General features: G+C 67.9%; 24 protein-coding genes and 1 tRNA gene. 14 read left to right on the forward strand and 11 right to left on the reverse strand.

Annotated elements, in window-relative coordinates:
* Nucleotides 1–20 precede the first annotated feature (20 nt).
* A complete protein-coding gene (rarD, locus tag P73_RS12675) occupies nucleotides 21–983 on the forward strand; it encodes an EamA family transporter RarD (protein WP_043869839.1) in 963 nt (320 codons plus the stop codon).
* On the opposite strand, the gene P73_RS12680 is transcribed toward rarD, so the two are convergent.
* Nucleotides 920–1,489 (reverse strand): LOG family protein, encoded by a 570-nt coding sequence (locus P73_RS12680; protein ID WP_043869840.1) that lies wholly within the window; start codon nucleotides 1,487–1,489, stop codon nucleotides 920–922. The two genes, rarD and P73_RS12680, sit on opposite strands and share 64 nt — an antisense overlap.
* A 107-nt stretch (nucleotides 1,490–1,596) precedes the next feature.
* On the opposite strand from P73_RS12680, the gene P73_RS12685 reads away from it, so the two are divergent.
* From P73_RS12685 to P73_RS12705, 5 genes are all read left to right on the forward strand, one after another.
* Complete coding sequence (locus tag P73_RS12685; RefSeq protein WP_043869841.1) at nucleotides 1,597–2,829, forward strand: LysM peptidoglycan-binding domain-containing protein; 1,233 nt, start codon at nucleotides 1,597–1,599, stop codon at nucleotides 2,827–2,829.
* A gap of 126 nt (nucleotides 2,830–2,955) precedes the next feature.
* Complete coding sequence (locus P73_RS12690) at nucleotides 2,956–4,779, forward strand: ABCB family ABC transporter ATP-binding protein/permease (RefSeq protein WP_052453246.1); 1,824 nt, start codon at nucleotides 2,956–2,958, stop codon at nucleotides 4,777–4,779.
* Between the two features lie 46 nt (nucleotides 4,780–4,825).
* Complete coding sequence (locus tag P73_RS12695; protein ID WP_043869842.1) at nucleotides 4,826–6,232, forward strand: cryptochrome/photolyase family protein; 1,407 nt, start codon at nucleotides 4,826–4,828, stop codon at nucleotides 6,230–6,232.
* Between the two features lie 254 nt (nucleotides 6,233–6,486).
* The gene (locus P73_RS25655; protein WP_043869843.1) at nucleotides 6,487–6,927 is read left to right on the forward strand and encodes a TrgA family protein; all 441 of its coding nucleotides are present in this window, start codon (nucleotides 6,487–6,489) and stop codon (nucleotides 6,925–6,927) included.
* Nucleotides 6,924–7,790, forward strand: a complete 867-nt coding sequence (locus P73_RS12705; protein ID WP_139267025.1) for an NUDIX domain-containing protein — start codon at nucleotides 6,924–6,926, stop codon at nucleotides 7,788–7,790. The genes P73_RS25655 and P73_RS12705 overlap by 4 nt, the downstream gene beginning before the upstream one ends.
* Before the next feature lie 36 nt (nucleotides 7,791–7,826).
* Here the strand turns inward: P73_RS12705 and P73_RS12710 are convergent, their stop codons facing one another.
* Both P73_RS12710 and cobA read right to left on the reverse strand, forming a co-directional pair.
* Nucleotides 7,827–9,044 (reverse strand): MFS transporter, encoded by a 1,218-nt coding sequence (locus P73_RS12710; protein WP_043869844.1) that lies wholly within the window; start codon nucleotides 9,042–9,044, stop codon nucleotides 7,827–7,829.
* Nucleotides 9,045–9,156: 112 nt separating this feature from the next.
* Nucleotides 9,157–10,014: a uroporphyrinogen-III C-methyltransferase gene (gene cobA / locus P73_RS12715; protein WP_043869845.1), complete on the reverse strand. Its 858-nt coding sequence runs from the start codon at nucleotides 10,012–10,014 to the stop codon at nucleotides 9,157–9,159.
* Between the two features lie 123 nt (nucleotides 10,015–10,137).
* Between cobA and P73_RS12720 the strand changes: the two genes are divergently transcribed.
* The 7 genes from P73_RS12720 (at nucleotide 10,138) to P73_RS12750 (ending at nucleotide 17,485) form a co-directional block, all read left to right on the forward strand.
* A complete protein-coding gene (locus tag P73_RS12720; protein ID WP_043871688.1) occupies nucleotides 10,138–10,767 on the forward strand; it encodes a DNA-3-methyladenine glycosylase family protein in 630 nt (209 codons plus the stop codon).
* Nucleotides 10,767–11,444, forward strand: coding sequence for an alpha/beta hydrolase (locus P73_RS12725; RefSeq protein ID WP_043869846.1), 678 nt, complete (start codon nucleotides 10,767–10,769; stop codon nucleotides 11,442–11,444). Before P73_RS12720 ends, P73_RS12725 begins: the two co-directional genes overlap by 1 nt.
* Before the next feature lie 570 nt (nucleotides 11,445–12,014).
* On the forward strand, nucleotides 12,015–12,599 hold the full coding sequence (locus P73_RS12730; protein WP_043869847.1) for an HNH endonuclease: 585 nt from the start codon (nucleotides 12,015–12,017) through the stop codon (nucleotides 12,597–12,599).
* Nucleotides 12,600–12,947: 348 nt separating this feature from the next.
* Complete coding sequence (gene zwf, locus P73_RS12735) at nucleotides 12,948–14,399, forward strand: glucose-6-phosphate dehydrogenase (protein WP_043869848.1); 1,452 nt, start codon at nucleotides 12,948–12,950, stop codon at nucleotides 14,397–14,399.
* Nucleotides 14,399–15,070, forward strand: a complete 672-nt coding sequence (gene pgl / locus P73_RS12740; protein WP_043869849.1) for a 6-phosphogluconolactonase — start codon at nucleotides 14,399–14,401, stop codon at nucleotides 15,068–15,070. Before zwf ends, pgl begins: the two co-directional genes overlap by 1 nt.
* A gap of 128 nt (nucleotides 15,071–15,198) precedes the next feature.
* Nucleotides 15,199–16,815, forward strand: a complete 1,617-nt coding sequence (pgi, locus tag P73_RS12745) for a glucose-6-phosphate isomerase (RefSeq protein WP_043869850.1) — start codon at nucleotides 15,199–15,201, stop codon at nucleotides 16,813–16,815.
* A gap of 37 nt (nucleotides 16,816–16,852) precedes the next feature.
* On the forward strand, nucleotides 16,853–17,485 hold the full coding sequence (locus P73_RS12750) for a hypothetical protein (RefSeq protein WP_043869851.1): 633 nt from the start codon (nucleotides 16,853–16,855) through the stop codon (nucleotides 17,483–17,485).
* 25 nt (nucleotides 17,486–17,510) lie between these two features.
* On the opposite strand, the gene P73_RS12755 is transcribed toward P73_RS12750, so the two are convergent.
* The 7 genes from P73_RS12755 to P73_RS12785 form a co-directional block, all read right to left on the reverse strand.
* Nucleotides 17,511–17,801, reverse strand: coding sequence for an SCP2 sterol-binding domain-containing protein (locus P73_RS12755; protein WP_043869852.1), 291 nt, complete (start codon nucleotides 17,799–17,801; stop codon nucleotides 17,511–17,513).
* A gap of 106 nt (nucleotides 17,802–17,907) precedes the next feature.
* Nucleotides 17,908–17,981: transfer RNA gene (locus P73_RS12760), tRNA-Gly, on the reverse strand.
* 136 nt (nucleotides 17,982–18,117) lie between these two features.
* A complete protein-coding gene (locus P73_RS12765) occupies nucleotides 18,118–18,750 on the reverse strand; it encodes a fasciclin domain-containing protein (RefSeq protein ID WP_043869853.1) in 633 nt (210 codons plus the stop codon).
* Nucleotides 18,751–18,914: 164 nt separating this feature from the next.
* The gene (locus tag P73_RS12770; RefSeq protein WP_043869854.1) at nucleotides 18,915–20,954 is read right to left on the reverse strand and encodes an ASKHA domain-containing protein; all 2,040 of its coding nucleotides are present in this window, start codon (nucleotides 20,952–20,954) and stop codon (nucleotides 18,915–18,917) included.
* A complete protein-coding gene (locus P73_RS12775) occupies nucleotides 20,951–21,538 on the reverse strand; it encodes a pseudouridine synthase (protein WP_043869855.1) in 588 nt (195 codons plus the stop codon). The genes P73_RS12770 and P73_RS12775 overlap by 4 nt, the downstream gene beginning before the upstream one ends.
* A 149-nt stretch (nucleotides 21,539–21,687) precedes the next feature.
* Nucleotides 21,688–22,677, reverse strand: coding sequence for a methyltetrahydrofolate cobalamin methyltransferase (locus tag P73_RS12780; RefSeq protein WP_043869856.1), 990 nt, complete (start codon nucleotides 22,675–22,677; stop codon nucleotides 21,688–21,690).
* A 14-nt stretch (nucleotides 22,678–22,691) separates the two neighbouring features.
* The gene (locus P73_RS12785; protein WP_043869857.1) at nucleotides 22,692–22,991 is read right to left on the reverse strand and encodes a virulence factor; all 300 of its coding nucleotides are present in this window, start codon (nucleotides 22,989–22,991) and stop codon (nucleotides 22,692–22,694) included.
* Between the two features lie 215 nt (nucleotides 22,992–23,206).
* Between P73_RS12785 and P73_RS12790 the strand changes: the two genes are divergently transcribed.
* The gene (locus P73_RS12790; protein WP_043869858.1) at nucleotides 23,207–24,319 is read left to right on the forward strand and encodes a Ppx/GppA phosphatase family protein; all 1,113 of its coding nucleotides are present in this window, start codon (nucleotides 23,207–23,209) and stop codon (nucleotides 24,317–24,319) included.
* 81 nt (nucleotides 24,320–24,400) lie between these two features.
* On the opposite strand, the gene P73_RS12795 is transcribed toward P73_RS12790, so the two are convergent.
* Nucleotides 24,401–25,135: a hypothetical protein gene (locus P73_RS12795; protein WP_043869859.1), complete on the reverse strand. Its 735-nt coding sequence runs from the start codon at nucleotides 25,133–25,135 to the stop codon at nucleotides 24,401–24,403.
* Nucleotides 25,136–25,388: the final 253 nt, after the last annotated feature.

The following is a 25,388-nucleotide window of genomic DNA, read 5'->3' on the forward strand; positions in this document are numbered from 1 at the left end:
AAACCGCGCTTTGTCCCGCCATGACCCGCACACGCAAGGGACTTCTCGTCCTCGTACTCACCTACATGGCCTGGGGCGTTCTGCCGCTCTATTATCACCTCGTCGCCTATGTGCCGTCGGTGGAGGTGCTCGCGCATCGCACCTTCTGGTCCTTCGTGCTCTTCACCCTCTACATCGCCGCGACCGGACGGCTCGGAGAGCTGCGGGCGCTGCTGCATCCCTCGACGGGCTGGAGCGGGCTCTACAAGGTCGCGCTCGCCTCCGTGCTCATCTCGGTCAACTGGTTCCTCTATATCGACACGGTGAGCATCGGAAAGACGCTGGAGGCGGCGCTCGGCTATTACATCCTGCCGCTGATCGCGGTGCTGGTCGGGCTCGTCCTGTTCGGCGAGCGGCTGCGCGGGCTGCAATATCCGGCGGTCGCACTGGCCGCCGTCGCCGTGGCGGTGCTGGCCTTCGAACTGGGCGAGATGCCGTGGCGGGCGCTCGGGATGGGCACGAGCTTTGCCCTCTACGGCGCGGTGAAGAAAAGCTTTTCCGCCGATCCGATCCTGTCCACCGCCGCCGAGGTGGTGCTTCTCTCCCCGCTCGCGCTGTTGTGGATCGCGGGCGCGGAATTCGGCGGATGGGGCGCGACGGAGGCGCGGGCGGCGGGCCTCTTCGGCCACGATCTCGGCTCCTCGCTGCTCCTGATCCTGTCGGGGCTGCTCACCGGCCTGCCGCTTTTGGGCTTTGCCTATGCGACGCAGCGGGTGACGATGATCGCCGTGGGGCTCGGCCAGTATCTCAATTCCACGATGCAGCTTCTGATCGCCGTCTTCGTCTTCGGCGAGCCCTTCACCCATGCCCATGCGATCGCGATGCCGCTGATCTGGACCGGGCTCGTGCTCTACACCGTGCAGGCGATGCGGGAGGACCGTCAGACCCGCGCCGCGCGCAGGGCCTCGAGAAGCTCCGGCACGGTGTCCACCGTCTCGAAATAGGTGGCGGTGGAGGCGGGGGCGAAGCCCTCGTCGATCACATGGTCGATGAGATCCGCGAGCGGCGCCCAGTAGCCCTCGGTGGAGAGCAGGAAGATCGGCTTGTCGTGCAGGCCGATCTGCTTCCAGGTTAGCACCTCGAAGAATTCGTCGAGCGAGCCCGCGCCGCCCGGAAGCACCACGATCGCGTCGCAATTCATGAACATGACCTTCTTGCGCTCGTGCATGTTCTCGGTGACGATGAAGGTCGTGAGGTCGCGCTTGCCGACCTCCTTCGGCAGGAGATGGGTGGGGATGACGCCGAAGGTCTGCGCGCCCTTCTCCTGCGCGGCGCGCGCCACCGCGCCCATGAGCCCCACGTCGCCCGCGCCATAGACGAGCCGCCAGCCCGCCTCCGCGATGGCATGGCCCAGCGCGGTCGCGTCGGCCTCGTAGACCGGCCGCCCGCCCGCGCGGGAGCCGCAGTAGACGCAGACGGAAAAGGACGGATGAGGGCGGACGGCTGACATCGGAATACCTGCGTCTGGGAAAGGAAATCTTTGACCCTTGTTAGACCCCTTGATAGGCTGTCTCAAGCCTTTAGACCAAGGCGATTTCGGGGGATGAAAGACTGGATATGACCGAGGCTCGGACACACCTGCGCCCGCTGGCCGTGGTGTCGGCCGTCGTGCTGATTGCGGCGATCGGTGCGACCCTCTGGCGCTTCGCTCCGGGGGCGGGAGACCGCGCGCAGGGCGGGGCGGACGCCACGGCGCAACTGGCCGCTCCCACGCTCACCGATACCGCCCCGGATGCCACGCCTTCGCCCGACGGCGATGCGGTTGCCGCCACCGGGCCGGCGGACGGAGCCTATCCCGCCTTCGACCTCGTGCGCATCCCGCCCGACGGGCTTGCGACCGTCGCCGGGCGCGCCGCACCCATGGCGCATGTCGATATCCTGGTGGACGGCGAGAAGGTCGCGGAGACGGAGGCGGACGCGCGGGGAGAGTTCGTCGCGCTGTTCGACCTAGAGCCGAGCGGCGAGGCACGGGAGATGCGGATCGAGACGGAGGTCGGCGGCATCCGGCAGGCCGCGGAGGAAAGCATCCTGATCGGCCCGGCCACGCCCTCGACCCGGACCGGGGAGAGGGAGGTGGCGCAGGGCACCGCCCCCGATGGCACGGAAGACGCAGGCGGCGATCCGTCCGGCGGAGAGGCCGGGGTCGCCGCAGAGGCCGGCGCCGCGGTGGCCGATGCCATCCTGCGGCAGGCCGAAAGCGCGCTGCCGGCGACGGCGGAGGCCCCGGCGACGGTGCTGCGCGCCGACGATGCGGGCGTCGCCGTCCTGCAACAGCCGGGGACACGCAGCGGGGAATTGCGCGTCGATGCGGTGACCTACGATCCCGAGGGGCGGGTCTTCGTCTCGGGTCGCGCGGGCGCGGGCGTGGCGCTGCGGATCTATCTCGACAACGGGTTCCTCACCGCGGCGGAGGCGGACGAGGACGGCCAGTGGCGGGAGGAACTCGCGGGGATCGCGCCGGGGCGCTACACGCTTCGGGTCGATCAGATCGGAGGCGGGGGCGACGTGCTGGCGCGGGCGGAACTGCCGTTCCAGCGCGAGGATGTGGCGGTGCTCGCCGAACTCACGGGAACGTCCCCCTCCGCCGCCGGGAGCGGCGAAGGCGGGCAGGGCGCGGGGTCGCGGATCGCCTCGGTGACGGTGCAGCCGGGCAACACACTCTGGGGGATCGCCACGTCGCGCTATGGCGAAGGCTATCTCTATGCGCGGGTCTTCGACGCGAATCGCGATCAGATCCGCGACCCGGACCTGATCTATCCGGGCCAGATCTTCGTCCTGCCGGAGGAGTGAGGGACGAACGCGGCGGCCAGGCGGGCCGGAGCTTTGCGGGGGGCCTTGTGGTCGGGCGGGAATTTCGCGATGCTCGCGCCCCGATCCCCGCCCGCTCCGCAGCCAACACCCCCGAAGGAAGCCAGAATGTCCCTGCGCCCCACCATGACCACCCCCGAGGGCCCCGAGAACGGCTGGCGCGTGCTGAGGAAGGTCGCGCCCTATCTCTGGCCGAAGGGAGACCGGACCGCGCGGATCCAGGTGGTGGTCGCGGTGCTGCTGCTCGTCGCGGCGAAGCTCACGGCGGTGGCGACGCCCTGGTTCTACAAGGCGGCGGTGGACAGCCTTTCTGGAGAGGCCTCGGGCGACAGCGTCGCCTGGATGCTTGCCCTCGGCGCGGTCGGCCTGACGGTCGCCTTCGGCCTCGGGCGCATCATGGAGGTGGCGTTCCAGCAGGCGCGCGACGCGGTCTTCGCCCCGGTCGGACAGGCGGCGCTGCGCGCGCTGGCGCTCGAGACCTTCCGGCATATCCATGCGTTGTCGCTGCGCTTTCACCTGTCGCGCCGCACCGGCGGGCTCAGCCGGATCATCGAACGCGGGGTGAAGGGCGTGGCCTTCCTGCTGAACGTGCTCGTGTTCAGCCTCGTGCCGCTGATGCTGCAACTGCTTTTGGTGCTCGTGATTCTCTGGAACGCCTTCGGCTGGAGCTACATGGGGGTCGTGGCGCTGACCATCGGGGCCTATATCGCCTATACGCTGAAGGTCACCGAATGGCGGGTGAAGATCCGCACCGAGATGAACAGGCAGGACACCGAGGCCAACCAGAAGGCGGTGGACAGCCTCCTGAACTTCGAGACGGTCAAGTATTTCAACGCCGACCGCCGCGAAAGCGCGCGCTACGACGCGGCGATGGCGGCCTATGAGACGGCGGCGGTGAAGACCGAGCGCTCGCTCGCACTGCTGAATTTCGGCCAGACCTTTCTCATCACCTGCGGGCTCATCGGCGTGATGGTGCTCGCGGCCGTGGGCGTCGAGCGCGGCGATCTGACCGTGGGCGATTTCGTCATGGTCAACGCCTACATGGTGCAGATCACCATGCCGCTCAATTTCCTCGGCTCGATGTATCGCAACATCCGCCAGTCGCTCGTGGACATGGAGGACATGTTCGCGCTTCTGGAACAGCCGGCCGAGATCGTCGACAGGCCCGGCGCGCCGGATCTGCGCGTCACCGGCGGCAAGATCCATTTCGATCACGTCCAGTTCCACTACGACCCGGCGCGGCCGATCCTGCACGGGCTCGACATCACCGTGCCGGCCGGCAAGTCGCTCGCCATCGTCGGGCCGTCGGGCTCGGGCAAGTCGACGCTGGGGCGGCTGCTCTTCCGCTTCTACGACGTGACGGGCGGCGCGCTGAAGATCGACGGGCAGGACGTGCGCGAGGTGACGCAGGAGAGCCTGCACGCGGCCATCGGCGTGGTGCCGCAGGACACGGTGCTGTTCAACGACACGATCCGCTACAACATCGGCTACGGCAAGGACGGCGCCAGTTTCGAGGAGATCGTGGCCGCGGCGAAGAAGGCGCGGATCCATGATTTCATCACCGGCCTGCCCGAAGGCTACGACACGCAGGTGGGTGAACGCGGGCTGAAGCTTTCGGGCGGGGAGAAGCAGCGGGTCGGTATCGCGCGCACCCTGCTGAAGGACCCGCCGATCCTGATGCTCGACGAGGCGACCTCCGCGCTCGACAGCCATACGGAACGCGACATCCTCTCCGCGCTGAAGGCGGCGGGCGAGGGGCGCACCGTGCTCACCATCGCGCACCGGCTTTCGACCGTGGCGGATGCCGACGAGATCATCGTGCTCGAACAGGGCCGGATCGTGGAGCGCGGCAGCCATGAGATGCTGCTCGCCTCCGGCGGGCGCTATGCGGAGATGTGGGCGGTGCAGGCGGAGGATCGGGAGGCGGCGTGAGCCTTGCCGCGGCGGGCGCGCCGGTCCGTCGGGACAGGGAGGGCATATGACGGCGATCTGGTGGATCAGGCGGGATTTCCGCCTTTCGGACAACCCCGCGCTCGTGGCCGCGGCGGGGGCGGGACAGGTGATCCCGGTCTTCATCCGGGACGAGACGGTGGACGCGCTCGGTGCGGCGCCGAAATTCCGCCTGGGGCTCGGGCTCGGCAGGCTGATCGAGACGATCGAGGACGCGGGCGGGCGCGTCATCCTGCGCACCGGCGCGGCGCGCGACGTGCTGCGCGACCTGCTGCGGGAGACCGGGGCGCTGGCGGTGCACTGGTCGCGGCTCTATGACGGGGAGTCCGTCGCACGCGACACCGCCGTGAAATCGGCGTTGCGGGAGGCGGGCGTCACCGCCTGTTCCCATCCCGGTCATCTCCTGTTCGAGCCGTGGTGCGTGACGACGAGGCAGGGCGGCTATTACAAGGTCTATTCCCCCTTCTGGCGCGCGGTGCGCGACATCGGCGTGGGGCCGGGCGTGCCGAAACCGGCACTCCGCTGGCCCTCCGGCTGGCCCGATGGCGACCGCCTTGCCGACTGGGCGCTCGGCACTGCGATGCGCCGGGGCGCGGAGGTGGTCGCGGGGCACTGTCATGTCGGCGAAGCGGCTGCGCGGGGGCGGCTTTCGGTCTTCCTTGCGCAGCATGTGGAGGACTACGGGAAACTGCGCGACTTTCCCGCCGAACCGGCCTGTTCCGGCCTGTCGGAAAACCTCGCCTATGGCGAGATCTCTGCGCGCACGGTCTGGCATGCCGGCCATCGCGCGCTGGAGGAGGGCAAGGCGGGGGCGGAGGCGTTCCTCAGGGAACTCGTCTGGCGCGAATTCGCCTGGCACCTCCTGTATCACGAACCCGGTCTGCCGACGGAAAGCCACCGCGACGGCTGGGAGGCCTTTCCGTGGAGGACGGATGACCGGCTTCCCGAGATCGCGGCCTGGAAACGGGGCCGCACCGGCGTGCCCTTTGTCGATGCGGCGATGCGCGAGATGTATGTCACCGGCAGGATGCACAACCGCGCGCGGATGATCGTCGCCTCCTATCTCACCAAGCACCTGCTCGTGGACTGGCGGGTGGGGCGCAGGTGGTTCGAGGACTGTCTGGTCGACTGGGATCCGGCCTCGAACGCCCTCGGCTGGCAATGGGTCGCGGGCTGCGGCCCGGATGCCGCGCCCTATTTCCGCATCTTCAACCCGAAGACCCAGGCGGAGAAATTCGACCCCGAGGGCAGCTATCTGCGCCGCTGGATCGCGGAGCGGGAGGCAAGTCCGACGACAACCGCGCTCAGCTATTTCGACGCGATCCCGGTCCGCTGGGCGATGGCGCCCGACGATGCCTATCCCGCGCCCGTGGTGGGGTTGAAGGAGGGCCGCGACCGGGCGCTTGCGGCCTATGAGACGGTGAGGGGCGGTTGAGGCGCGAGGGCCGGGGCGTCGCGGGGAGGCGGGGCGACAGGAGGCAGACATCGCCACGGACAGCCGCGCGACCCCGGCGCCGGGGCCGGGTCCTCGCCGTGCACGGGCGCCGGGGCGGGAGCTGCTGCGGGCGGATGGCACCGCGCGTTGTCCCCGGATGCGGAATTTTCATCTGACCTCTTGCGCCGCACCGTTCCAGGGTGGAGATTGCGACCTGACACAGATCCCGATGCGCAAGTCCTGACAGGAGACCGATGCCCACAGCCGCCAAACTCGTCGCCGCCCTCTGGTTCGCGCTTCTGGCGTGGTTCGCCGCGGAACTCGTGAAGCACCATCTGCCGGAGGGCACGCGGTTCGGCGTCTTCTCCCTCATCGCCGGGGCGTTCGGTCTGCTGACGGGATGGCTCTTTCTCGGCAAGCGGGCCGGGGACACGATGCGTGCGGCCTGGGGGTTCGGATTTTCGACCTCCCTGATCCTCGCCTTCTGGTGCGTCTTCTATTTCGCCTTCGAGACGATGATCCACCGCTCCCTCGACGGGCGCTACCGCGGACCGACCGCGGCGCTGCTCGCCATGGTCGACCTGATGCGGGACTTCGCGCTCTATCTTCTGAAACCCGATGTGCTTTTCGTCCTCGTCGCGGGCGGGGTCTTCGGCGGCTGGCTGGCGGAGAAGGCCGCGCGGAAATGGTCGTGAGCGATCCGTTTTCCGCCCTCGAGGGGGAGTATTCCCCCGAGGAGATCGCCTATCTGCGCGCCGCGCTCGCGGGCGACGAACCCTGGCTCGATGCCGGGCTCGTGGCGCTCGCCGCCGCGGAGGCCATCCGCTATCGCGGCAGCCGCGATGCGGAGGCGCTGCGGCCTCTGCGCCCGATGATCCTGATCCGCGCCTGGTCGCGGCGCGCGGCGCGCCAGTCCACCCGTCCGCGGGCGACGGAGCTGCATGCCGACCTCACCCGCGCCGATGTCGAGCTGCGCCAGGCGGAGCTGCCCTACAGCGGGTTCTTCGCGGTCGAGGAGATGCGGCTCGCCCACCGCCGCTTCGACGGCGGGATGTCCGGGGAGATGAGCCGCGCGGCCTTTCTCATGGTCGATGCGGTGACGGTGCTGCCCTACGATCCTCTCCGGGACCGGGTTCTGGTGATCGAACAGTTCCGCGTCGGCCCCCTCGCCCGCGGCGACGCGCATCCCTGGATGATCGAGCCGATCGCCGGCCGGATAGATCCGGGCGAGGGGCCGGAGAGCACGGCGCGGCGCGAGGCGGTGGAGGAGGCGGGCGTCACGCTCGGCGCGCTGCACAAGATCGCGGAATATTATCCCTCCGGCGGGGCGGTCACGGAATATGTCCATTCCTATATCGGCATCGCGGATCTGCCCGACGGGATCACCGGCGTCGGCGGGGTGGATACGGAGCATGAGGATATCGCCTCGATGCTCGTGGGCTTCGACAGGCTCATGGAGCTGCTCGACGCCGGCGCGCTCGATGTCGCGCCGCTCTATCTCTCCGCGCTGTGGCTGGCGCGTCACCGCGACCGGCTGCGCCGGGAGGCGGGGGTCTGACCGCCTCCGGCGGGAGTATTTGCCGCAGCAAAAAGCTCAGCGCGCCTTCGGCTGCATCCAGAGCCAGATCAGCGCGCCGCCCGCCAGGGTGAGCAGGGGCACCATGGCGAGGTTCACCGCCTGCCAGCCGTCCTGGGCCGAGCCGCCGGAACAGTTCATCAGCCCGCCCGACGCGAGCGAGGCGACGGTCACGCCGCCGAAGACGATGAGGTCGTTCATGCCCTGCACCCGGCCGCGTTCGGAGGGCGCGTGGGCGGAGGCGAGCATCGCCGTCGCGCCGATGAAGCCGAAGTTCCAGCCGACGCCCAGCAGCACGAGGGCAAGGAAGAAATTCTCCAGATCGACGCCCATCATGCCGGTGACCCCCGCCGCTGCGAGGATCACGAGGCCGGTCGCCATGATCCGTTCGACCCCGAAGCGCGCGATCAGGAAACCGGTGAAGAAGGAGGGGACGAACATCGCGAGCACATGCGCGGAGACGACGTCGGCGGCGGTGTTCTGTTCGAAGCCGCAGCCGACGATGGCCAGGGGTGTGGAGGTCATCACGAGGTTCATGAGCGCATAGGAGACCATGGCGACGATGATCGCCACCGCGACGCGCGGGGTTTTCAGCAGCTCCCGGCGCGACCGCCCGATCAGGTGATCCTGGGTCGAGACCGGCGGGCGCGGGATGTCGAGGAAGAGAAACAGCACCGAGCCGATGAGGTTGATCGCAATGACGGCGAGATAGGTGCCGAGGAAGGGCACGACCATCGCCTGCGACGTGACCTTGACGAGCTGCGGGCCGATGATGGCGGAGGCGAGCCCGCCGGCGAGCACATAGGAGATCGCCTTCGGCTTGAACGCGTCGTCGGCGGTGTCGGTGGCGGCGAAGCGGAAGAAGCCCTGGGAGGATTGGTAGACGCCGGTGAGCAGGCCGCCGGCGACGAAGAGCCAGAAATTCTGCTGCATGAGGGCGAGGGCGCCGACGGCTGCGCCGAGCGCGCCTGCGCCGGTGCCGATCCAGAAGCCGGCGCGCCGCCCGTAGCGCTGCATCGCCGCCGAGAGCGGCGTGGCGGCGAGCATGGAGCCGAGCACGGTGGCGGAGATCGGCAGGGTGGCGAAACAGAGATTGGAGGCGAGCGACTGTCCGGCGAGGCCCGCGATGGTGAAGATCATCGACATCTGCGCCCCGAGGAAGGCCTGCGCGATCACGAGAACATAGACGTTGCGTCGGGCGCGGCTCCGGTCGGAAGTGAGGGCGGCATCGGTCATGGCGATCTCTTGCAGGGTCTTGAATATGTTTCCGGGAGGTTTAGCGGCTCAGGGGCGGCGGGGAAAGTCGCGTTCTTCGGGGCGCGCCTGTGCGATTTCGGGCGGGCGGGGGCTAGGTCTCCGGTGCGGGGCGGTCGTGCCCGAGCGGGTCGGGGTCGCGCGGGGGCTCGCCGCGCATCAGCCCCTGCCAGTCGAGCACCTGCCGCATCAGCACCGCGCGGCCGACGCAGATGATCGCTGGCGGCTCCATGCCGGCGGCGGCGATGTCCTCGACCATCGCGGCGAGCGTGGTCTCGAGCACGCGCTGCCCCGGTGTCGTCGCCTGGGAGACGACGGCGACGGGATCGTCCGCCGGGCGTCCCGCGCCGATCAGCCCGTCGCGAATCTTCGCGGCGTGTTTCATGCCCATGTAGAACACCAGCACGCCCGCGCCGCGCGCGAGGGCCTGCCAGTCGAGGTTCCGGGGCGTCCCGCCGGTCTGGTCGTGGCCGGTGACGAAGGTCACGGCCTGGTTGATGTCGCGATGGGTGACGGGGATGCCCGCATAGGCGAGCCCGCCGATCCCCGCGGAAATCCCCGGCACGATGCGCAGGTTCACACCGTTGCGGATCAGCGTCTGCGCCTCCTCGCCGCCGCGTCCGAAGACGAAGGGATCGCCGCCCTTGAGCCGCAGCACCCGCTTGCCCGCCCGCGCGAGTTCCACGAGGCGCAGGGAGATATCCGCCTGTTTCGCCGAGGGTTTGCCGCCGCGTTTGCCGGCATAGACGAGGTCGGCATCCGGACGCGCCCAGTCGAGGATCCGCTCGCCCACGAGCGCGTCATAGACCACCACATCGGCCTGGCGGAGCCCGTTGAGCGCATGCAGCGTCAGCAGCCCCGGATCGCCCGGACCCGCGCCGCAGAGCCAGACCCAGCCGGGTTCGAGCGCGGGCCAGTCGAAGTCGGGCAGGGAGAGGGGCGATTCGGTCATGATCCTGTTATGACGCAGGGGCAGGGGCGACGGAAGGGTGCCGCGGGAGAGGGTGACAGCGGCGGCCATCTCCGTCAGGATCGGCCCCGGACGGAGATGCGCGCGGCAGGCGGGGAGGCGGCAATGGACATGCGGATCATCAGCACGGCCGAGGATCTTGCCGAAGGCGGGGCGCATCTGAGCGCCTGCGAGCCGCGGTTCGCCCATGCGCTCGCCCTCACCGGACCGCTGCCGCTGCGCCGCCGGCGCGACGGGTTCGGGGAATTGCTCGGCGCGATCGTGAGCCAGCAATTGTCGGTCGCTGCCGCCGACGGGATCTGGCGGCGGCTCAAGGCGGCGCGGCTCACCGGCCCGCGCAAGATCCTCGCGGCCAGCGACGAGGAGTTGCGCGCCTGCGGCCTGTCGCGGCAGAAGATCCGCTATGCCCGCGCGCTCGCCGCCGCCCGGATCGACTATGCCGCGCTGCGCGGGGCGCCGACGGCGGAGGTGGTCGCGACGCTCACCGAGGTGCCGGGCATCGGCGTCTGGACCGCGGAAATCTATGCGATGTTCTCGCTCGGCCATGCCGATGTCTTCGCGCCCGGCGATCTCGCGTTGCAGGAGGCGGCGCGCCTGCTGTTCGACCTGCCGGAGCGTCCGAGAGAACGTGTCTTTCGCGCCATGGCGGAGGACTGGGCGCCGTGGAGGGCAGTTGCGGCACGTCTGCTTTGGGCCTACTACCATGTCGAGAAGCAACGCGAGGGGATACGGTGATGGCCGAACTGACCAGCCACATGAGGGACAGCGTTTCGGGGCGGGCGGGGTCGGCCGTCGTGTTCGTGCATGGCTACGGGGCGGATGGCAACGACCTTCTCGGCCTTGCCGATCCGCTGGGGGAGCATCTGCCCGATACGCTGTGCTTTGCCCCCGACGCGCCGGAACGCTGCATCGGCAATCCGATGGGATTCCAGTGGTTTCCGATCCCCTGGATCGACGGCTCCTCGGAGGAGGAGGCGCGGGCGGGGATGATGCGCGCGGTGGACGAGCTCAACGACTATCTCGACACCCTGCTCGTGGATTACGGGCTGGAGCCCGATCAGCTCGCCCTCGTCGGTTTTTCGCAGGGCACGATGATGGCGCTGCATGTCGCGCCGCGGCGCGAGGATCCGGTGGCCTGCGTCGTGGGGTTTTCCGGGCGGCTGCTCGAGCCGGAGATGCTCGAGGACGAGATGCGGGTGAAGATGCCGGTGCTGCTGCTGCATGGCGAGGAGGACGAGGTCGTGCCGCCGCAGTCGCTGCCCGAGGCCGGGCAGGCCTTGCAGGCGGCGGGGTTCGAGACCTATGCCCATATCATGCGCGGCACGGGGCACGGGATCTCCCCAGACGGGCTGTCGGTCGCGCTGGCCTTCCTGCGCGAAAAGCTCGGCTACGAGCGGCCGACACGCGGCTGACATCGCGCGCGCCGGGCGCGCGGGCGAGGTCGGCGAGGATCGGCTCTCCTTGCCTTTTTGAGCGGAAAGATGACGGCGCCCCTTGACCGCGGGCCATCGGGTGTTAACTTTTTCAGCAGAAGCTAGGAGGGCTGACCCGATGGATATGATCATGACAACCGCATTTGCGTTCGCAGCCTCTGCTGTCATGGTGGGGTGTCTTCTCCGGTCGTCCGGCGAACGTCTCCCGCTTCGCATCCGCCTCGACAGCCGCGAGGCGCGTCGCCGCCGCCGCTGAGGCGGCCCGCGCGATCCGGATCCGACGTTTCGAGGTGGACGGACAGCGGCCAAGATGCCGCCGGTCCGTCGGAGCCGCGATGGACGTTTTCCGCAAACTGCCCAAAGCTTCGGCAATGTGATCGTCACATGGGCGTCACCGGAACGTCACGAAGCCCGTGTAGACCCTCACCCAGGACACTTCGCATATGCTGGGGCTTGTCAGGCAGCCGCCCCGATATATAGTGATGACACACGAGGGACGGGCTGTCCCGTCCCGCGACCAACTGGTGAGCAGGGTGGGTAGAGACGGCCATGGACGGAGACTTCAGGACACATTTCGTCAGGGAACCGAATGCGGGGAGGGCGCATCCCGCGCTCGTGCTGAACGCGGATTACCGGCCGCTTTCCTATTATCCGTTATCGCTCTGGCCATGGCAGGAGGCGATCAAGGCGGTGTTCCTCGACCGGGTGGATATCGTCGCGGAATATGACGATTACGTTCACAGTCCCAGTTGCAGGATCCGCATCCCTTCGGTCGTCGTCCTGAAAGATTACGTCAAACCCCAAAAGCGCGTGGCCTTCACGCGCTTTAATTTGTTTCTGAGGGATGAATTCTGCTGCCAGTATTGCGGTTCGCGGGGGGATCTGACCTTCGACCATGTCATCCCGCGCGCCCGCGGCGGGATCACGAGCTGGGAAAACGTGGTCGCGGCCTGTTCGCGCTGTAACCTGCGGAAGGGGTCCAAATCGCTGCGGCAGGCCGGCATGAGCCTGCGCAAGCCGCCGCGCGCGCCCGGCGCAGAGGAATTGCGCAACATGGGACGGAAATTTCCGCCGAACCACCTGCATGAAAGCTGGATCGACTTCCTCTATTGGGACACCGAACTGGAGGCATGACCGCGAGGCGGGGCGGGACACCGCCCGCGGCGGGGGCGCCTGTCGCGCCGGGACCGGGCAAGGCCCTTTGCCGGTGAACTGTCCTGCGCGGTAGCGCGCGCGCCCTCCCGGTGGTTAACTCCCTGTGTCCGCGATGAAAAAGCCCTGTCCGAAGCGCCGTGGGCCAGGTGCCCCCGGTTTTTCGGCCTCACCTCTTGAGAGGATGCGGCGAGGTGCTAGACTCTGGGCGGTCGGAACGGTAAGCAGGGCGCGTTAGCGCTAACGATCGCAGGGCGCGGAGCCGGACCACGGGGTGCGGGGCGCTGCGGGTCACGACGGAACGGGCAATCGGGCAAGGAGAGGGAAGGCATGGTCTCACGCGTCATTCCGGTGGATGATTTCGATCTCGTCATTTTCGGCGGCACCGGCGATCTCGCCCGGCGCAAGATCCTGCCGGGCCTCTACCGCCGCTTCTGCGCGGGGCAGATGCCGGAGACGGCACGGGTGATCGGCGCGGCGCGGTCCGACCACAGCACGGAGGAATTCCGGCAGATGGTGGGCGACGCGATCCGGGAATTCTCCAAGAAGAACGAATGCGAGGAGGAGGGGATCGGCGCCTTCCTCGACCGGCTCGACTACGTCCAGGTCGATGCGCGCGGCGAGGGCGGCTGGGACGATCTCAAGGCGAAGATGCGCGACGACGTGATCAAGGCCTACTACTTCTCGGTCGCGCCGTCGCTGTTCGGCGATCTCGCCGAACGCCTGATGAGCCATCGCATCGCCGATCCCGACGCGCGGATCGTGGTCGAGAAACCCTTTGGCCGGGATCTCGAGAGCGCGCGGAAACTCAACGCCGACCTCGCCCGGCATTTCGCGGAGACGCAGATTTACCGGATCGACCACTACCTCGGCAAGGAGACGGTGCAGAACCTGATGGCGGTGCGCTTCGGCAATATCCTGTTCGAACCGCTCTGGAACAGCCAGTATGTCGATCACATCCAGATCACAGTGGCCGAGACGGTAGGCGTCGGCGGGCGCGGCGAATATTACGACCGGGCGGGCGCAATGCGCGACATGGTGCAGAACCACCTGATGCAGCTTTTGTGCCTGATCGCGATGGAGCCGCCGTCGCGGTTCAACCCGGATGCGGTGCGGGACGAGAAGCTCAAGGTCATCCGCGCGCTCGAGCCGGTCGATCACCACCATATCGTGCGGGGGCAATACGAGGCGAAGGGCGAGGAGCCCTCCTTCCGCGAGGATGTCGGCGATCCGCGGTCGCGCACCGAAAGTTTCGTGGCGATGCGGGTGATGATCTCGAACTGGCGGTGGGCGGGCACGCCGTTTTTCCTGCGCACCGGCAAGAAGCTCCGGGCGCGCACCTCCGAAATCGCCGTGGTGTTCAAGGATGCGCCGCATTCGATCTTCGGCGAGGAGGCCGGACGGCACGCGAACGTGCTGTCGATCCGGTTGCAGCCGAACGAGGGCATCACGCTCAAGGTGACGATCAAGGAGCCGGGACCGGGCGGGATGCGCCTCATCGACGTGCCGCTCGACATGTCCTTTGCCGAGGCCCTGGGCGAGGAGGCGGAGGAGATCACCGACGCCTACGAACGCCTCATCATGGACGTGATCCGGGGCAACCAGACGCTGTTCATGCGCGGCGACGAGGTGGAGGCGGCCTGGGCCTGGACCGATCCGATCATCCAGGGCTGGGAGCTCCGCAGCGACGTGCCGAAAACCTATGATGCCTATTCCAGCGGGCCGGAGGATGCGGCGATGATGCTGCATCGCGAGGGCCGGCGCTGGCGGGAGATACGCTGATGGACTTCGTGGAATATCCTGACCGTGAGGTGCTGCTGCTCGATCTGGCGAACCGGATCGCGGGCGAATTGCGCGCCGCGCTGGACACACGCGAGCGGGTGAGTTTCTGCGTGCCCGGCGGAACGACGCCGGGTCCGGTGTTCGACGCGCTCTCCGATCTCAGCATCGACTGGGACCGGGTGGATGTGCTCCTGAACGACGAACGCTGGGTGCCGGAAAGCTCCGAACGCTCGAACACGGCGCTTCTGAAGAACCGGCTGCTGGTCGGGAAGGCCGCCGCCGCGCGGCTCGTGCCGCTCTACCGCGACGTGCCGACGCCCGAGGAAGGGCTCGAGGCGCTGATGCCCGCGGTCGAGGCGACCCTGCCGATCAACGTGCTGCTGCTCGGGATGGGCACGGACATGCACACGGCGAGCCTGTTTCCCGGTGCCGACCAGCTCGAGCTGGCGCTGTCGGACCGCGCGCCCGTGCTGCTCGCGATGCGCGCGCCGGGGGTGGCCGAGCCGCGGATCACCCTTTCGGCGAAGGCGCTCAGGACCGCGCTTTGCACCCATGTGCTGATCGTGGGCGAAGACAAGCGTGCCGCGCTCGAGGCGGCGGCGGGACGCGACCCGAAGGATGCGCCGATCGCGGCCTTCCTGCCCGAGGCGACGGTGCATTGGGCGGCCTGATCCCTGGCCGCCCGGACCGCGGCTTTTGGGCTTTACGCCCCGGCGGGACTGAAACACAGTCGCCGCAGCAGTAACGAGAATCCGTGCGCGTCGCCGGTCCGCGGCGCGTTCAAGTGACCGGAGGCCAGATGCCCGTAGATTTTGCCGCGCTCAAAGCGCTCCATGCCGCCGCAGGCGACCGCCATATCCTCGATCTCTTCTCCCGCGATCCCGACCGGGCCACGGAGTTTTCGGCCCGTGCCGACGGGCTGCTGTTCGACTATTCCAAGACGAATATCGACGCCCAGTCGCGCGAGGCGCTCCTCGGGCTGCTCGATACGGCGGGCGTGGCCGAGAAGCGGGAGGCGATGTTCTCCGGCGAGAAGATCAACGACACCGAGGGACGGGCGGTCCTGCACACGGCGCTGCGCAATCTCGATGGCGGTCCGGTGACGGTCGGCGGCAAGGACGTGATGCCCGGCGTGCGCGACACGCTCGCCCGGATGGAAGCCTTTGCCGACCGCCTGCGGCGCGGCGAGGCCACGGGGGTCTCCGGTGCACCTTTCGAGGATGTGGTGAATATCGGCATCGGCGGCTCGGATCTCGGCCCGGTGATGGCCTATGAGGCGCTGAAACCCTATGTCGACGGGCCGCGCTGTCATTTCGTCTCCAACGTGGACGGGGCGCATGTGCATGACGTGCTCGCGGGGCTCGATCCGCGGACCACGCTGGTCATCGTCGCCTCGAAGACCTTCACCACCATCGAAACGATGACCAATGCGAAGACCGCGCGCGCCTGGCTGGTGGAGACCCTGGGCGAGGCGGGCGTGGCGCGGCATTTCGCGGCGCTCTCGACCGCGGGGGACAAGACGGCGGAGTTCGGCATCGCCCCCGATCTCGTTTTCGGGTTCGAGGACTGGGTCGGCGGGCGCTATTCCGTCTGGGGGCCGATCGGCCTGTCGCTGATGCTTGCGATCGGGCCGCGGACCTTCACCGATTTCCTGCGCGGCGGGCAGGCGATGGACCGGCACTTCCGCACCGCGCCCTGGGCGGAGAACCTGCCCGCGCTGCTTGCCCTCGTCGGCATCTGGCACAACCAGATCTGCGGGCATGCGACGCGCGCGGTGCTGCCCTACGAACAGCGCCTCCTGCGCCTTCCGGCCTATCTGCAACAGCTCGAGATGGAATCGAACGGCAAGCGGGTCGCGATGGACGGCACGGATCTGCCCTTCGACAGCGGACCGGTGGTCTGGGGCGAGCCAGGGACGAACGGCCAGCATGCCTTCTACCAGCTCATCCACCAGGGAACGCGAGTCGTCCCCTGCGAATTCATGGTCGGAAAATACGGCCACGAGCCCGATCTCGCGCATCAGCACGAATTGCTCGTCGCCAATTGCCTCGCCCAGTCGGAGGCCCTGATGCGCGGCCGCTCTTTGGTCGAAGCGACGGAGATCATGGAGACAAAGGGATTTTCCGGCGCGGAGCTCGAGCGTCAGGCCCGGCACCGCGTCTTCCCCGGCAACCGCCCCTCCACGGTGCTGGCCTACGAGAAACTCACGCCCTTCGTGCTGGGCCAGATCGTCGCGCTCTACGAGCACCGCGTCTTTGTCGAGGGCGTGATTCTCGGCATCAATTCCTATGACCAGTGGGGCGTCGAGCTGGGCAAGGAACTCGCCCTCGCGCTGCACCCCGTGCTCGCAGGGACGGCCGACGGCGCGGGCAAGGATGGATCGACGCTACAGCTGGTCGACTACCTGAAGACGTAAATTCCATCTGAAAACAATATTTTGAACTGTTTATTTCATGAATTTCATTTACAGAACGGCGCTTTCGCTCCTTCCCGTCCTGGGCCTCTCGGCCTGTTTCGATGCGGATCTCGCCTTTGATCTGAGCAGGGAGACGGCCCGCATGGAGTGGTCCATGTCGAGCCAGCTCCTTGCGATGGCGGGTGAGGGCAAGGACCCGCGGGAGGGGTGCGAGGCGAATGGCGGCATCTATACGCTGACCGCGGAGGCGGGACGCTGCACCCTGGAGACCCGATTTTTCCGCGAGGACTGGATCGACCAAGGAAGGATCGTTCTGGCGGAAGGGGACATGCCGCTGCCGACACGGGAGGATGGCCTGCCGCTCGCAATCGAAAGGAGTGGATTCAAGACGCTCCGTATCACTCTGGATACGCAGGAATTCCTGAAAGACGCTCCGGGCATGGAAGGGGGAGAGGAGGACATTCCCGAAGGCATGAAACCCCTGTTCATGGCCGGGATCGCGGGTCATGGCCTGTCCTTCACCTTCACCGGCAGGAGCGTGAGGCAAACCAATGGCGCGGTGAGCGCGGACGGCCGGAGCGCGACCTTCTTCATTCCGCTGTCCGATGTGATGGAGGGGCCGGAAAACCGCCAGGTCCCGCCGCTCTACGAGGCCGAGATCCGCTATTGAGGCTCCGGACCTCCGCGCGGAGCGCTCAGCCGAAGAGGGCGCCGAATTTCATCGCGGTCTTCGCGTCCCCGGCGATCCTGAGCTTGCCGAACATCGCCGCCCTGACGGGATTGAGCTCGCCTGCGAGGATCTTCTCGAAACTCGCCTGATCGGCGATGATCGCGCAATCGGCGCGGGCGTCCGAAATCTCGGCGCTGTCCCCGGAGATCAGCAGGTTGCCGACGTCGCGGATCCTGAGGCTGACGGTCTTCTCGAAATTCTCGCCTTTCAGCCGCTCCGCGAGCGCCGCGCGGGCGAGGGTCAGGAAATCGGTCATGGAAACTCCTTCATTTTCCCAAGCGCTAAGCGCAGCCACGGGAAAATCCCAGCGAAACGTCGCGTCGTTGCGGGCCGAAGAGTTCGGGAAAGGGAGGGGGGACATATGGAGCGGGTAGCGGGAATCGAACCCGCGCGTTCAGCTTGGGAAGCTGACAGGCTACCATTACATCATACCCGCCGTCCTGGGCCGAACAGGTAGTCAAACGGGCGGACGCGGTCAAGCGCATTTACACGCCCGCTGCGGAAAAGCGCGAGCCCGGCGGGGATCTCGTTCCCGCCGGTCCGCAAGTTCGTCGTCCGGTCAAGAGTCCGGGTCAGGACAGGGCCGGCATCAGCACGCCATCCACGAAGTAGAGCACGCCGTTCGACTGCTGGACATTGTCCGCGAGCGTCGTCGTCACGTTCGAGGCCGCATCGCGCAGGATCAGCTCGGAGCCGGTCCCCTTCCGGATGTGGATCATGTCGCCGGACACCGTGGTCAGCGTCACGCTCTGGTCCTCCTCGCCGATCTCGATCCCGGCCGGAAGCGGGTCACGGTCGATATCGTCCTGGGAGAGCAGCTCGTCGATATATTCCGGCGTGTATTCGCCGCGCACGACATGCGCCCCGAGGATATTCCTCAGCGTTTCGCGGTTCTCGGGCAGCATCAGCTCGCTGACCTGTTCGGCGGGCAGCTTCGCAAAGGCGTCATTGGTCGGCGCGAAGACGGTGTAGGGTCCTTCGCCCATCAGTTCCTCGGCGAGGCCGGCGGTCTGAAGCGCCTCGACAAGGGTCGTGAGGTTTTGGACCTTCATCGCGTTCTCCGCGATCGAGGCATCCGGGTTCAGGGCCTCCTCGTTGAGGATTTCCGCGCCGTTGACCGCTTGCGCGTAGATCGGCGCGGCGAGCGGGGCGGCCGCCATCAGGGCGGCGGTGGACAGGGCGATCATCTTGCTGCGGGTTTTCATCGAAACCTCCGTTGATACCATGCAAATAAACGGACCCACGGCACGCCCGCGGGCCTTCTGGCGAGATAACGACACCCTCTGGCGAAAGTTGCGCACGCCGACTACACATCCTGTTGACGGATGCGTGACGAGAGACGGCGATGCGGTCGCGGGCGGATCCCGCCTCAGCGGCGGCGCCGCGCGCGCCGCGTGGCGCGTCCGCTGTCCGGTCCCGCGTTGAAGGACGGCTCCGGCAGGGGAACGAGCGCGCGCAGGCCGCTGAAGGGATCGGTCGCGTGCGGGATCGCGTTCGCGGCGACGAAATGCTCCTGGAACCGCGGTTCGATGGCGGTCTCCACCTTCGTGATCTCGTGGACCAGCGCCTCGATCCGCCGCCGGGCCCCGAGGTTGAGAAGCGCGATCTGCGCCCCCGTGCCCGCGGCATTGCCCGCGCTCGTGACCTTCTCCAGCGGGCAATCGGGGATCATCCCCAGGACCATCGCGTGTTTGGGGGAGATATGGGCCCCGAAGGCGCCGGCGAGCACCACGCGCTCCACCCGGTCGACCCCGAATTCGTCCATCAGCAATCGCGCGCCCGCGTAGAGCGCCGATTTGGCAAGCTGGATCGCGCGCACATCGGCCTGGGTGATCGAGATCACCGGGCCGCCCGTGGCGCTCGCATCGTGCAGCACGTATTCATAGGTGCGCCCGACCTTCCGGCAGCGCGGGCTGCCCACCGCCTCGGGCGAACCGATCAGCCCGTTGGCATCCATGATCCCGGCGATGCGCATTTCGGCCACCGCCTCGATGATGCCCGAGCCGCAGATGCCGGTGACGCCGGTGCGCGTGCTCTTCCGGGCAAAGGCGGGTTCGTCCGACCACTGCGCGATCCCGATCACGCGGAAGCGCGGTTCCTTCGTCACGGGGTCGATCTCGACCCGTTCGATGGCCCCGTTGGCCGCGCGCTGGCCCGAGGAGATCTGCGCCCCTTCGAAGGCCGGGCCGGTGGGCGAGGAACAGGCGAGCACCCGCTCCCGGTTGCCCAGCAGGATCTCGGCATTGGTTCCGACATCGACGATGAGCGTCAGGTCCTCCTGCTCCTGCGGCGCCTCCGACAGCGCGACCGCGGCGGCATCCGCGCCGACATGGCCGGCGATGAGCGGCAGCACATAGAGCTGGGCCTCGGCCGCGAAGGACAGGCCTATCTCGCGGGCCGAAAGATCGAGCGCCGCGCCGGTGGCGAGCGCGAAGGGCGCCTGGCCGAGCGGCACCGGATCGAGCCCCAGCAGCAGGTGATGCATCACCGGGTTCATGACGAAGACCGCCTCGAAGATCGCCTCGATCCCGACACCCGCCTCCTGTGCGAGCTCGGTCGCGAGCGTGCCGATCGCCTCGCGCACCGCCGCCGTCATCTCCGCCGCGCCGCCGGGCGTCATCATCGCGTAGGACACGCGCGACATCAGATCCTCACCAAAGCGGATCTGCGGGTTCATCACCCCGCCCGAGGCCTTCACAGCGCCAGTCGAGAGATCCGTGAGATGGGCCGCGATGGTGGTCGAGCCGAGGTCGATGGCAAGCCCGTAGAGCGCGGGCTCGGCAAATCCCGGCCAGACGCCGACGACGCGGGGCCGCCCGGCGCGCGCGGTGTTGAGCGCGAGGGTCACGGCATTCCCGCCGGCGATCAGCGCCGCCTGTACCTCTGCGAGCATCGCGACGGAGACAGCCACATCCCCGAGCCCCCAGCTCTCCGACAGGGCCGCGGTGACGCGCTCCCAATCGCCCGAGGGCGTGTGCATGTCGGCCGGCGCGATCTCCACATAGACGGCGCGCGTGGCCGGATCCATCTCGATGACCCGGTCCGTCGCGGCCTTGCGCACCACCTGCTTGTGCACCTGGCTTTCCGCGGGGACGTCGATCACCATGTCGCCCAGGACCTGCGTCTGGCAGCTCATGCGATATCCCGGTTTCACCGGGCGTTTCTCGCGATAGGCGCGTTCGACGGCATTGGCGGGGCTGAGCGCGTCTTCCGCGGCGGTGATGCCATGTTTGGGATGGGTGCCGAAGGCGGGGCGCACCATGCATTTCGAGCAGATCCCGTGCCCGCCGCAGACGCTGTCGACATCGACGCCGAGATTGCGCGCGGCTTGCAGGACGCTCGTGCCCGCCGGCACGCGGCCGCGCTTGCCCGAGGGGGTGAAGATCACCAGGGGATCCGTGTCGCTCATCCTGTCGCCTTTCCCTTGCCGGCGGCTTTCGCCGGATCCTCGTCGCGCCACGCGCCGCTGTCCAGGCCGTCGAGCCGCCAGGGGCCGATCGCCACACGGACGAGGCGCAGCGTCGGAAACCCCGCGGCGGCGGTCATCCGCCGCACCTGCCGGTTGCGCCCCTCGGAAATCGTCAGCTCGATCCAGCTATCGGGGACGGACTTGCGGTAGCGCACCGGCGGGGTGCGCGGCCAGAGCCAGCCGGGGGCCTCCACGCGGCGCACGCGGGCAGGGCGGGTCGTGCCGTCCTTCAGCTCGATCCCCGCCCGCAGCCGCGCGAGCGCCGCCTCGTCCGGCAGGCCCTCCACCTGGGCGAGATAGGTCTTTTCCATCTTGTGCCGCGGCGAGGAGATCCGCGCCTGGAGCGCGCCGTCATCGGTCAGCAGAAGCAGCCCCTCGCTGTCGCGGTCGAGCCGCCCGGCGGGATAGACCCGCGGCACGTCGATGAAGCGCGACAGGGTCGCGCGCGCCGTGCCCTCCGTGCCCCTGTCCGTGAACTGGGAGAGCACGTCGAAGGGCTTGTTGAACGCGATCAGCCTCGTCATGCACCGTCCTCCGTCAGATTTCCGTCGCAGGGGGCTGTCTGCCCCCTCCCGGCCTTGCGGCCGGTTCACCCCCGAGGATACTTCCGAGCAGATGAAGGAGCCGGGCCTTCATCTGCTTTCAAATATCCCCGCCGGAGGCAGCCGTCCTTTCAGCCGCGCCGGCGCCGGCCCCCGCCGCGGCGACCGCCGCCGGCGCCGCCGGAGGCAGCGGCCTGTGCGGCCTCGGAGAAGGGCGTGCCCTGCGCGACCGCCTCGGCCACGCGCGAAAAGCCGATCCATTTCGTGCCGTCCGGATCGTGGTTCATCAGCAGGTTGGCGGCGCGGATCGCCTCCATCTCCTGCACGCGCACCGGGTTCATGATCGCGGAGGTCATGCCCGCCCCGATGGCCATCGGCAGGAAGGCCGCGTTGATCCCGTGGCGATGCGGCAGGCCGAAGGAGATGTTCGAGGCGCCGCAGGTCGTGTTCACGCCGAGTTCCTCGCGCAGGCGGCGCACGAGGGTGAAGACCTGGTGCCCGGCGGTGGCCATGGCGCCGATCGGCATCACCAGCGGGTCCACGACGATGTCATGGGCGGGGATGCCGAAATCGGCGGCGCGCGCGACGATCTTTTTCGCCACGGCGAAGCGCACGTCGGGATCCTCGGAAATCCCGGTGTCGTCATTGGCGATGGCCACGACCGGGACGTTGTATTTCTTCACGAGCGGGAGCACGCGTTCGAGCCGTTCCTCCTCGCCGGTGACGGAGTTCAGCAGCGGGCGTCCTTCCGCCGTCTCGAGCCCGGCCTCGAGCGCATCGGGCACGGAGCTGTCGATGCAGAGCGGCACGTCGACCACCGCCTGCACCCGCGCGACGAGATCGCGCATCAGCGGCGGTTCGACAAAATTGTTGTCGGCATAGCGCGGATCCTCGGCCATCCTGGTGGAGAACACCGCGCCCGAGTTGATGTCGAGCACATTGGCGCCGCAGGCCACCTGTTCGAGCGCGTCGCGTTCCACGGTGGAGAAATCGCCGGCCTCGAGTTCGGCGGCGAGTTTCTTGCGCCCGGTGGGGTTGATCCGTTCGCCGATCACGCAGAACGGCTCGTCAAAGCCGATCACGACGGTTCTGGTCTTGCTTTCGATCACAGTGCGGGTCATCGTCCCGGCCTCCTTCAGTGGGGCTCGCGCCCGTCGTTGTTCACGAGCGCGATGAGCCGCGCCTTGTCATATTGTGCATCGAGCGCCGCGGCGCGCGCATCGGCGGCGGCCTGCGGCTCGCCCTCGCAGGGTTCGGTCACGTCGCGCCACTCGGCCATATAGGCGTCCCCCGCGGTCGCTCCGATCCGCATCGCGACGCGGTCGATCGCCTGTTCGAACCGTTCGGGCAGCACGGCCCGCGCCGCGCGCCGGCCGCGGCCGACGCGGACCTGTGCGGGAATGCCCCGCCAGTAGATGATGGTCAGTTCGGACATGTCGCTTCCGCTCCCTCGATCCTTCCCGCAAGCCATACTGGAAAGGCGCAGGGCGCAAAAGGGCGGGTTGTCTGAAAAATTCTCAACAAGATCATGAAGGGGCAGGCGCCTTGGCCGGTGCACAGGGGGGCGCGCCCTGACGCACCATCGCGGCGCTTGCCCGGAAAGGGGTCTTCGCCTATGGTGGGGCCAAGTTGAAATGGAGGGCGTGAACGATGGCGCCCAAGCGTCCCAAAGGTGCGGGCGCGTTCCCGAAAGCGGTCGTAACCCCCGCGCCTGACATGGCCGATCCGCATGAGCTTTATGCCGCGCTGGATCTTGGCACCAATTCGTGCCGCATGCTGATTGCCCAGCCGAAGGGCAGCCAGTTTCATGTGGTCGACAGCTTCTCGAAATCGGTTCAGCTCGGCAACGGGCTCGAATCCTCCGGCCGATTATGCCGGGCCTCGATCTCCCGCACGATCCAGGCGCTGCGCGTCTGCCAGAAGAAGATCGAGAAGCATGAGGTCAAGCGCATGCGGCTCGTGGCGACGGAGGCCTGCCGCCGGGCGCGCAATTCGCGGGATTTCCTGCGCCGGGTGCAGCGCGAGACCGGGTTGCAGCTCGAGATCATCAAGCCGGAGGAGGAGGCGCGGCTCGCGGTGATTTCCTGCGCGCCGCTCGTCTCCACGCGGACGGAGCAGCTTCTCGTCGTCGATATCGGCGGCGGCTCGACCGAGCTCGTCTGGATCGACCTGTCCACCGTGCCGCGGGCCGAACGGCCGCGGGCGATCATGCGCCTCCATACCGGGTTCAAGAATGCCGACAGCCCGTTTCCGCATGCGAAGGTGGTGGACTGGATCTCCGTGCCGCTCGGGGTCGCGACGCTGATGGAGCAGTTCGGGGACGTGGAGGACGACGGCGCGCGGTTCGCGCTCATGTCCTGGTTCTTCGAGGAGAAGCTCGCGGATTTCACCCCCTATGCGAACGAGCCCGCGCGCGAGGGGTTCCAGATCATCGGCACCTCCGGCACGGTGACGACGGTCGCGGCCTCGCATCTGGGGCTGAAGCGCTACGACCGCAACAAGGTCGACGGGCTGCGGATGAGTTCGGAGCAGATCGACCGGGTGATCCGCACCTATCTCGATCTCGGGCCGGAGGGGCGCAGGCGCGATCCGCGTATCGGGCGCGACCGGCAGGAGCTCATCATGTCGGGGGCGGCGATCCTCCAGGCTCTGCTGCGGATCTGGCCCACGGATCGCCTCTCCGTGGCCGACCGGGGGCTGCGCGAAGGGTTGCTTTATGCGCAGATGTCGGCGGATGGGGTGCTCGAGGAAGCGGTGCCCTGACCGGACACGGTCCGGCGGCTCCGCGCGGGGAACCACCGCGACCGGAGCCGCGGTGGCCGGAATGGTCAGGCGGGCGCCGGATCAGGCGAGCAGGTCGTCGCCCAGGCCGCCGAGGCCGCCCAGATCACCGAGGCCGCCGAGCAGGTCGCCCGTCAGGTCGGTGACGGTGCCCACCAGCCCGTCCACCACACCGGTGACCGTGCCGAGGAGGCCCCCCACGAGGCCGGTGTCCACGCCGCCGAGAAGGCCTTCCACCGTATCCAGAACGCCGTCCACGAGGGACAGGTCGAGCAGGTCGGAGGTGCCGCCCAGCAGGGTGTCGACGATGTCCAGGTCCAGTCCGCCGGCGACATCCTCCACGAGGCCGAGGTCGAGCAGGCCGGTCACGGTTTCCGGGAGGCCGTCGAGCACCGAGGCGTCGAGCAGTCCGGTGACGGTGCCCAGCGTGCCGTCGAGAAGGCCCGCATCGAGGCCGCCGGTCAGGCCGTCGAGGACGCTCAGGTCGAGCGTGTCGGTGACGGTGTCAAGCGCATCGGAGAGGAGGGAGGTGTCCAGGATGCCGGTCACGCTTCCGAGCGTGTCCTCGACCACGGAGAGGTCGAGGGCATCGGTGACCGTGCCGACCGTTTCGCCAAGGCTCGAGGTGTCGAGAAGGCCCAGGTCGAGCGTGTCGGTCACGGTCGAGAGCGTGGCGTCGACGACATCGGTCACCAGCGCCGGATTGAGTGTCGTGGTCACGGCAGAGACGGTGTTTTGCAGCGTGCCGGTAAGTCCGGCGAGCTGGCCGGTGAGGAAGGTCAGATTGTTAAGGGGCATGTCCCTCTCCTATGCAGTTATTCGCGTCTGTTAAGTGGAAGACGCCAGAAATGAATATCGAACCAACTTTAAAATACAACTAAAAGTTTATATGAATTATTATTAAGTATGTAATAACTATAAAAAGTATTGGTAAACATGTCTTGATACCCTGTCCGGCTGCCCGAAAATTACACGCATGAAGGGTGGGCGCCGGTGCACCGCGCCGCAGGTTTTTCCCATCGGCCGAACCGCGCAGGGCGATCGGAACGCT

Origin of the sequence: Celeribacter indicus, from assembly GCF_000819565.1 — a bacterium.
GTDB classification, from domain to species: domain Bacteria; phylum Pseudomonadota; class Alphaproteobacteria; order Rhodobacterales; family Rhodobacteraceae; genus Celeribacter; species Celeribacter indicus.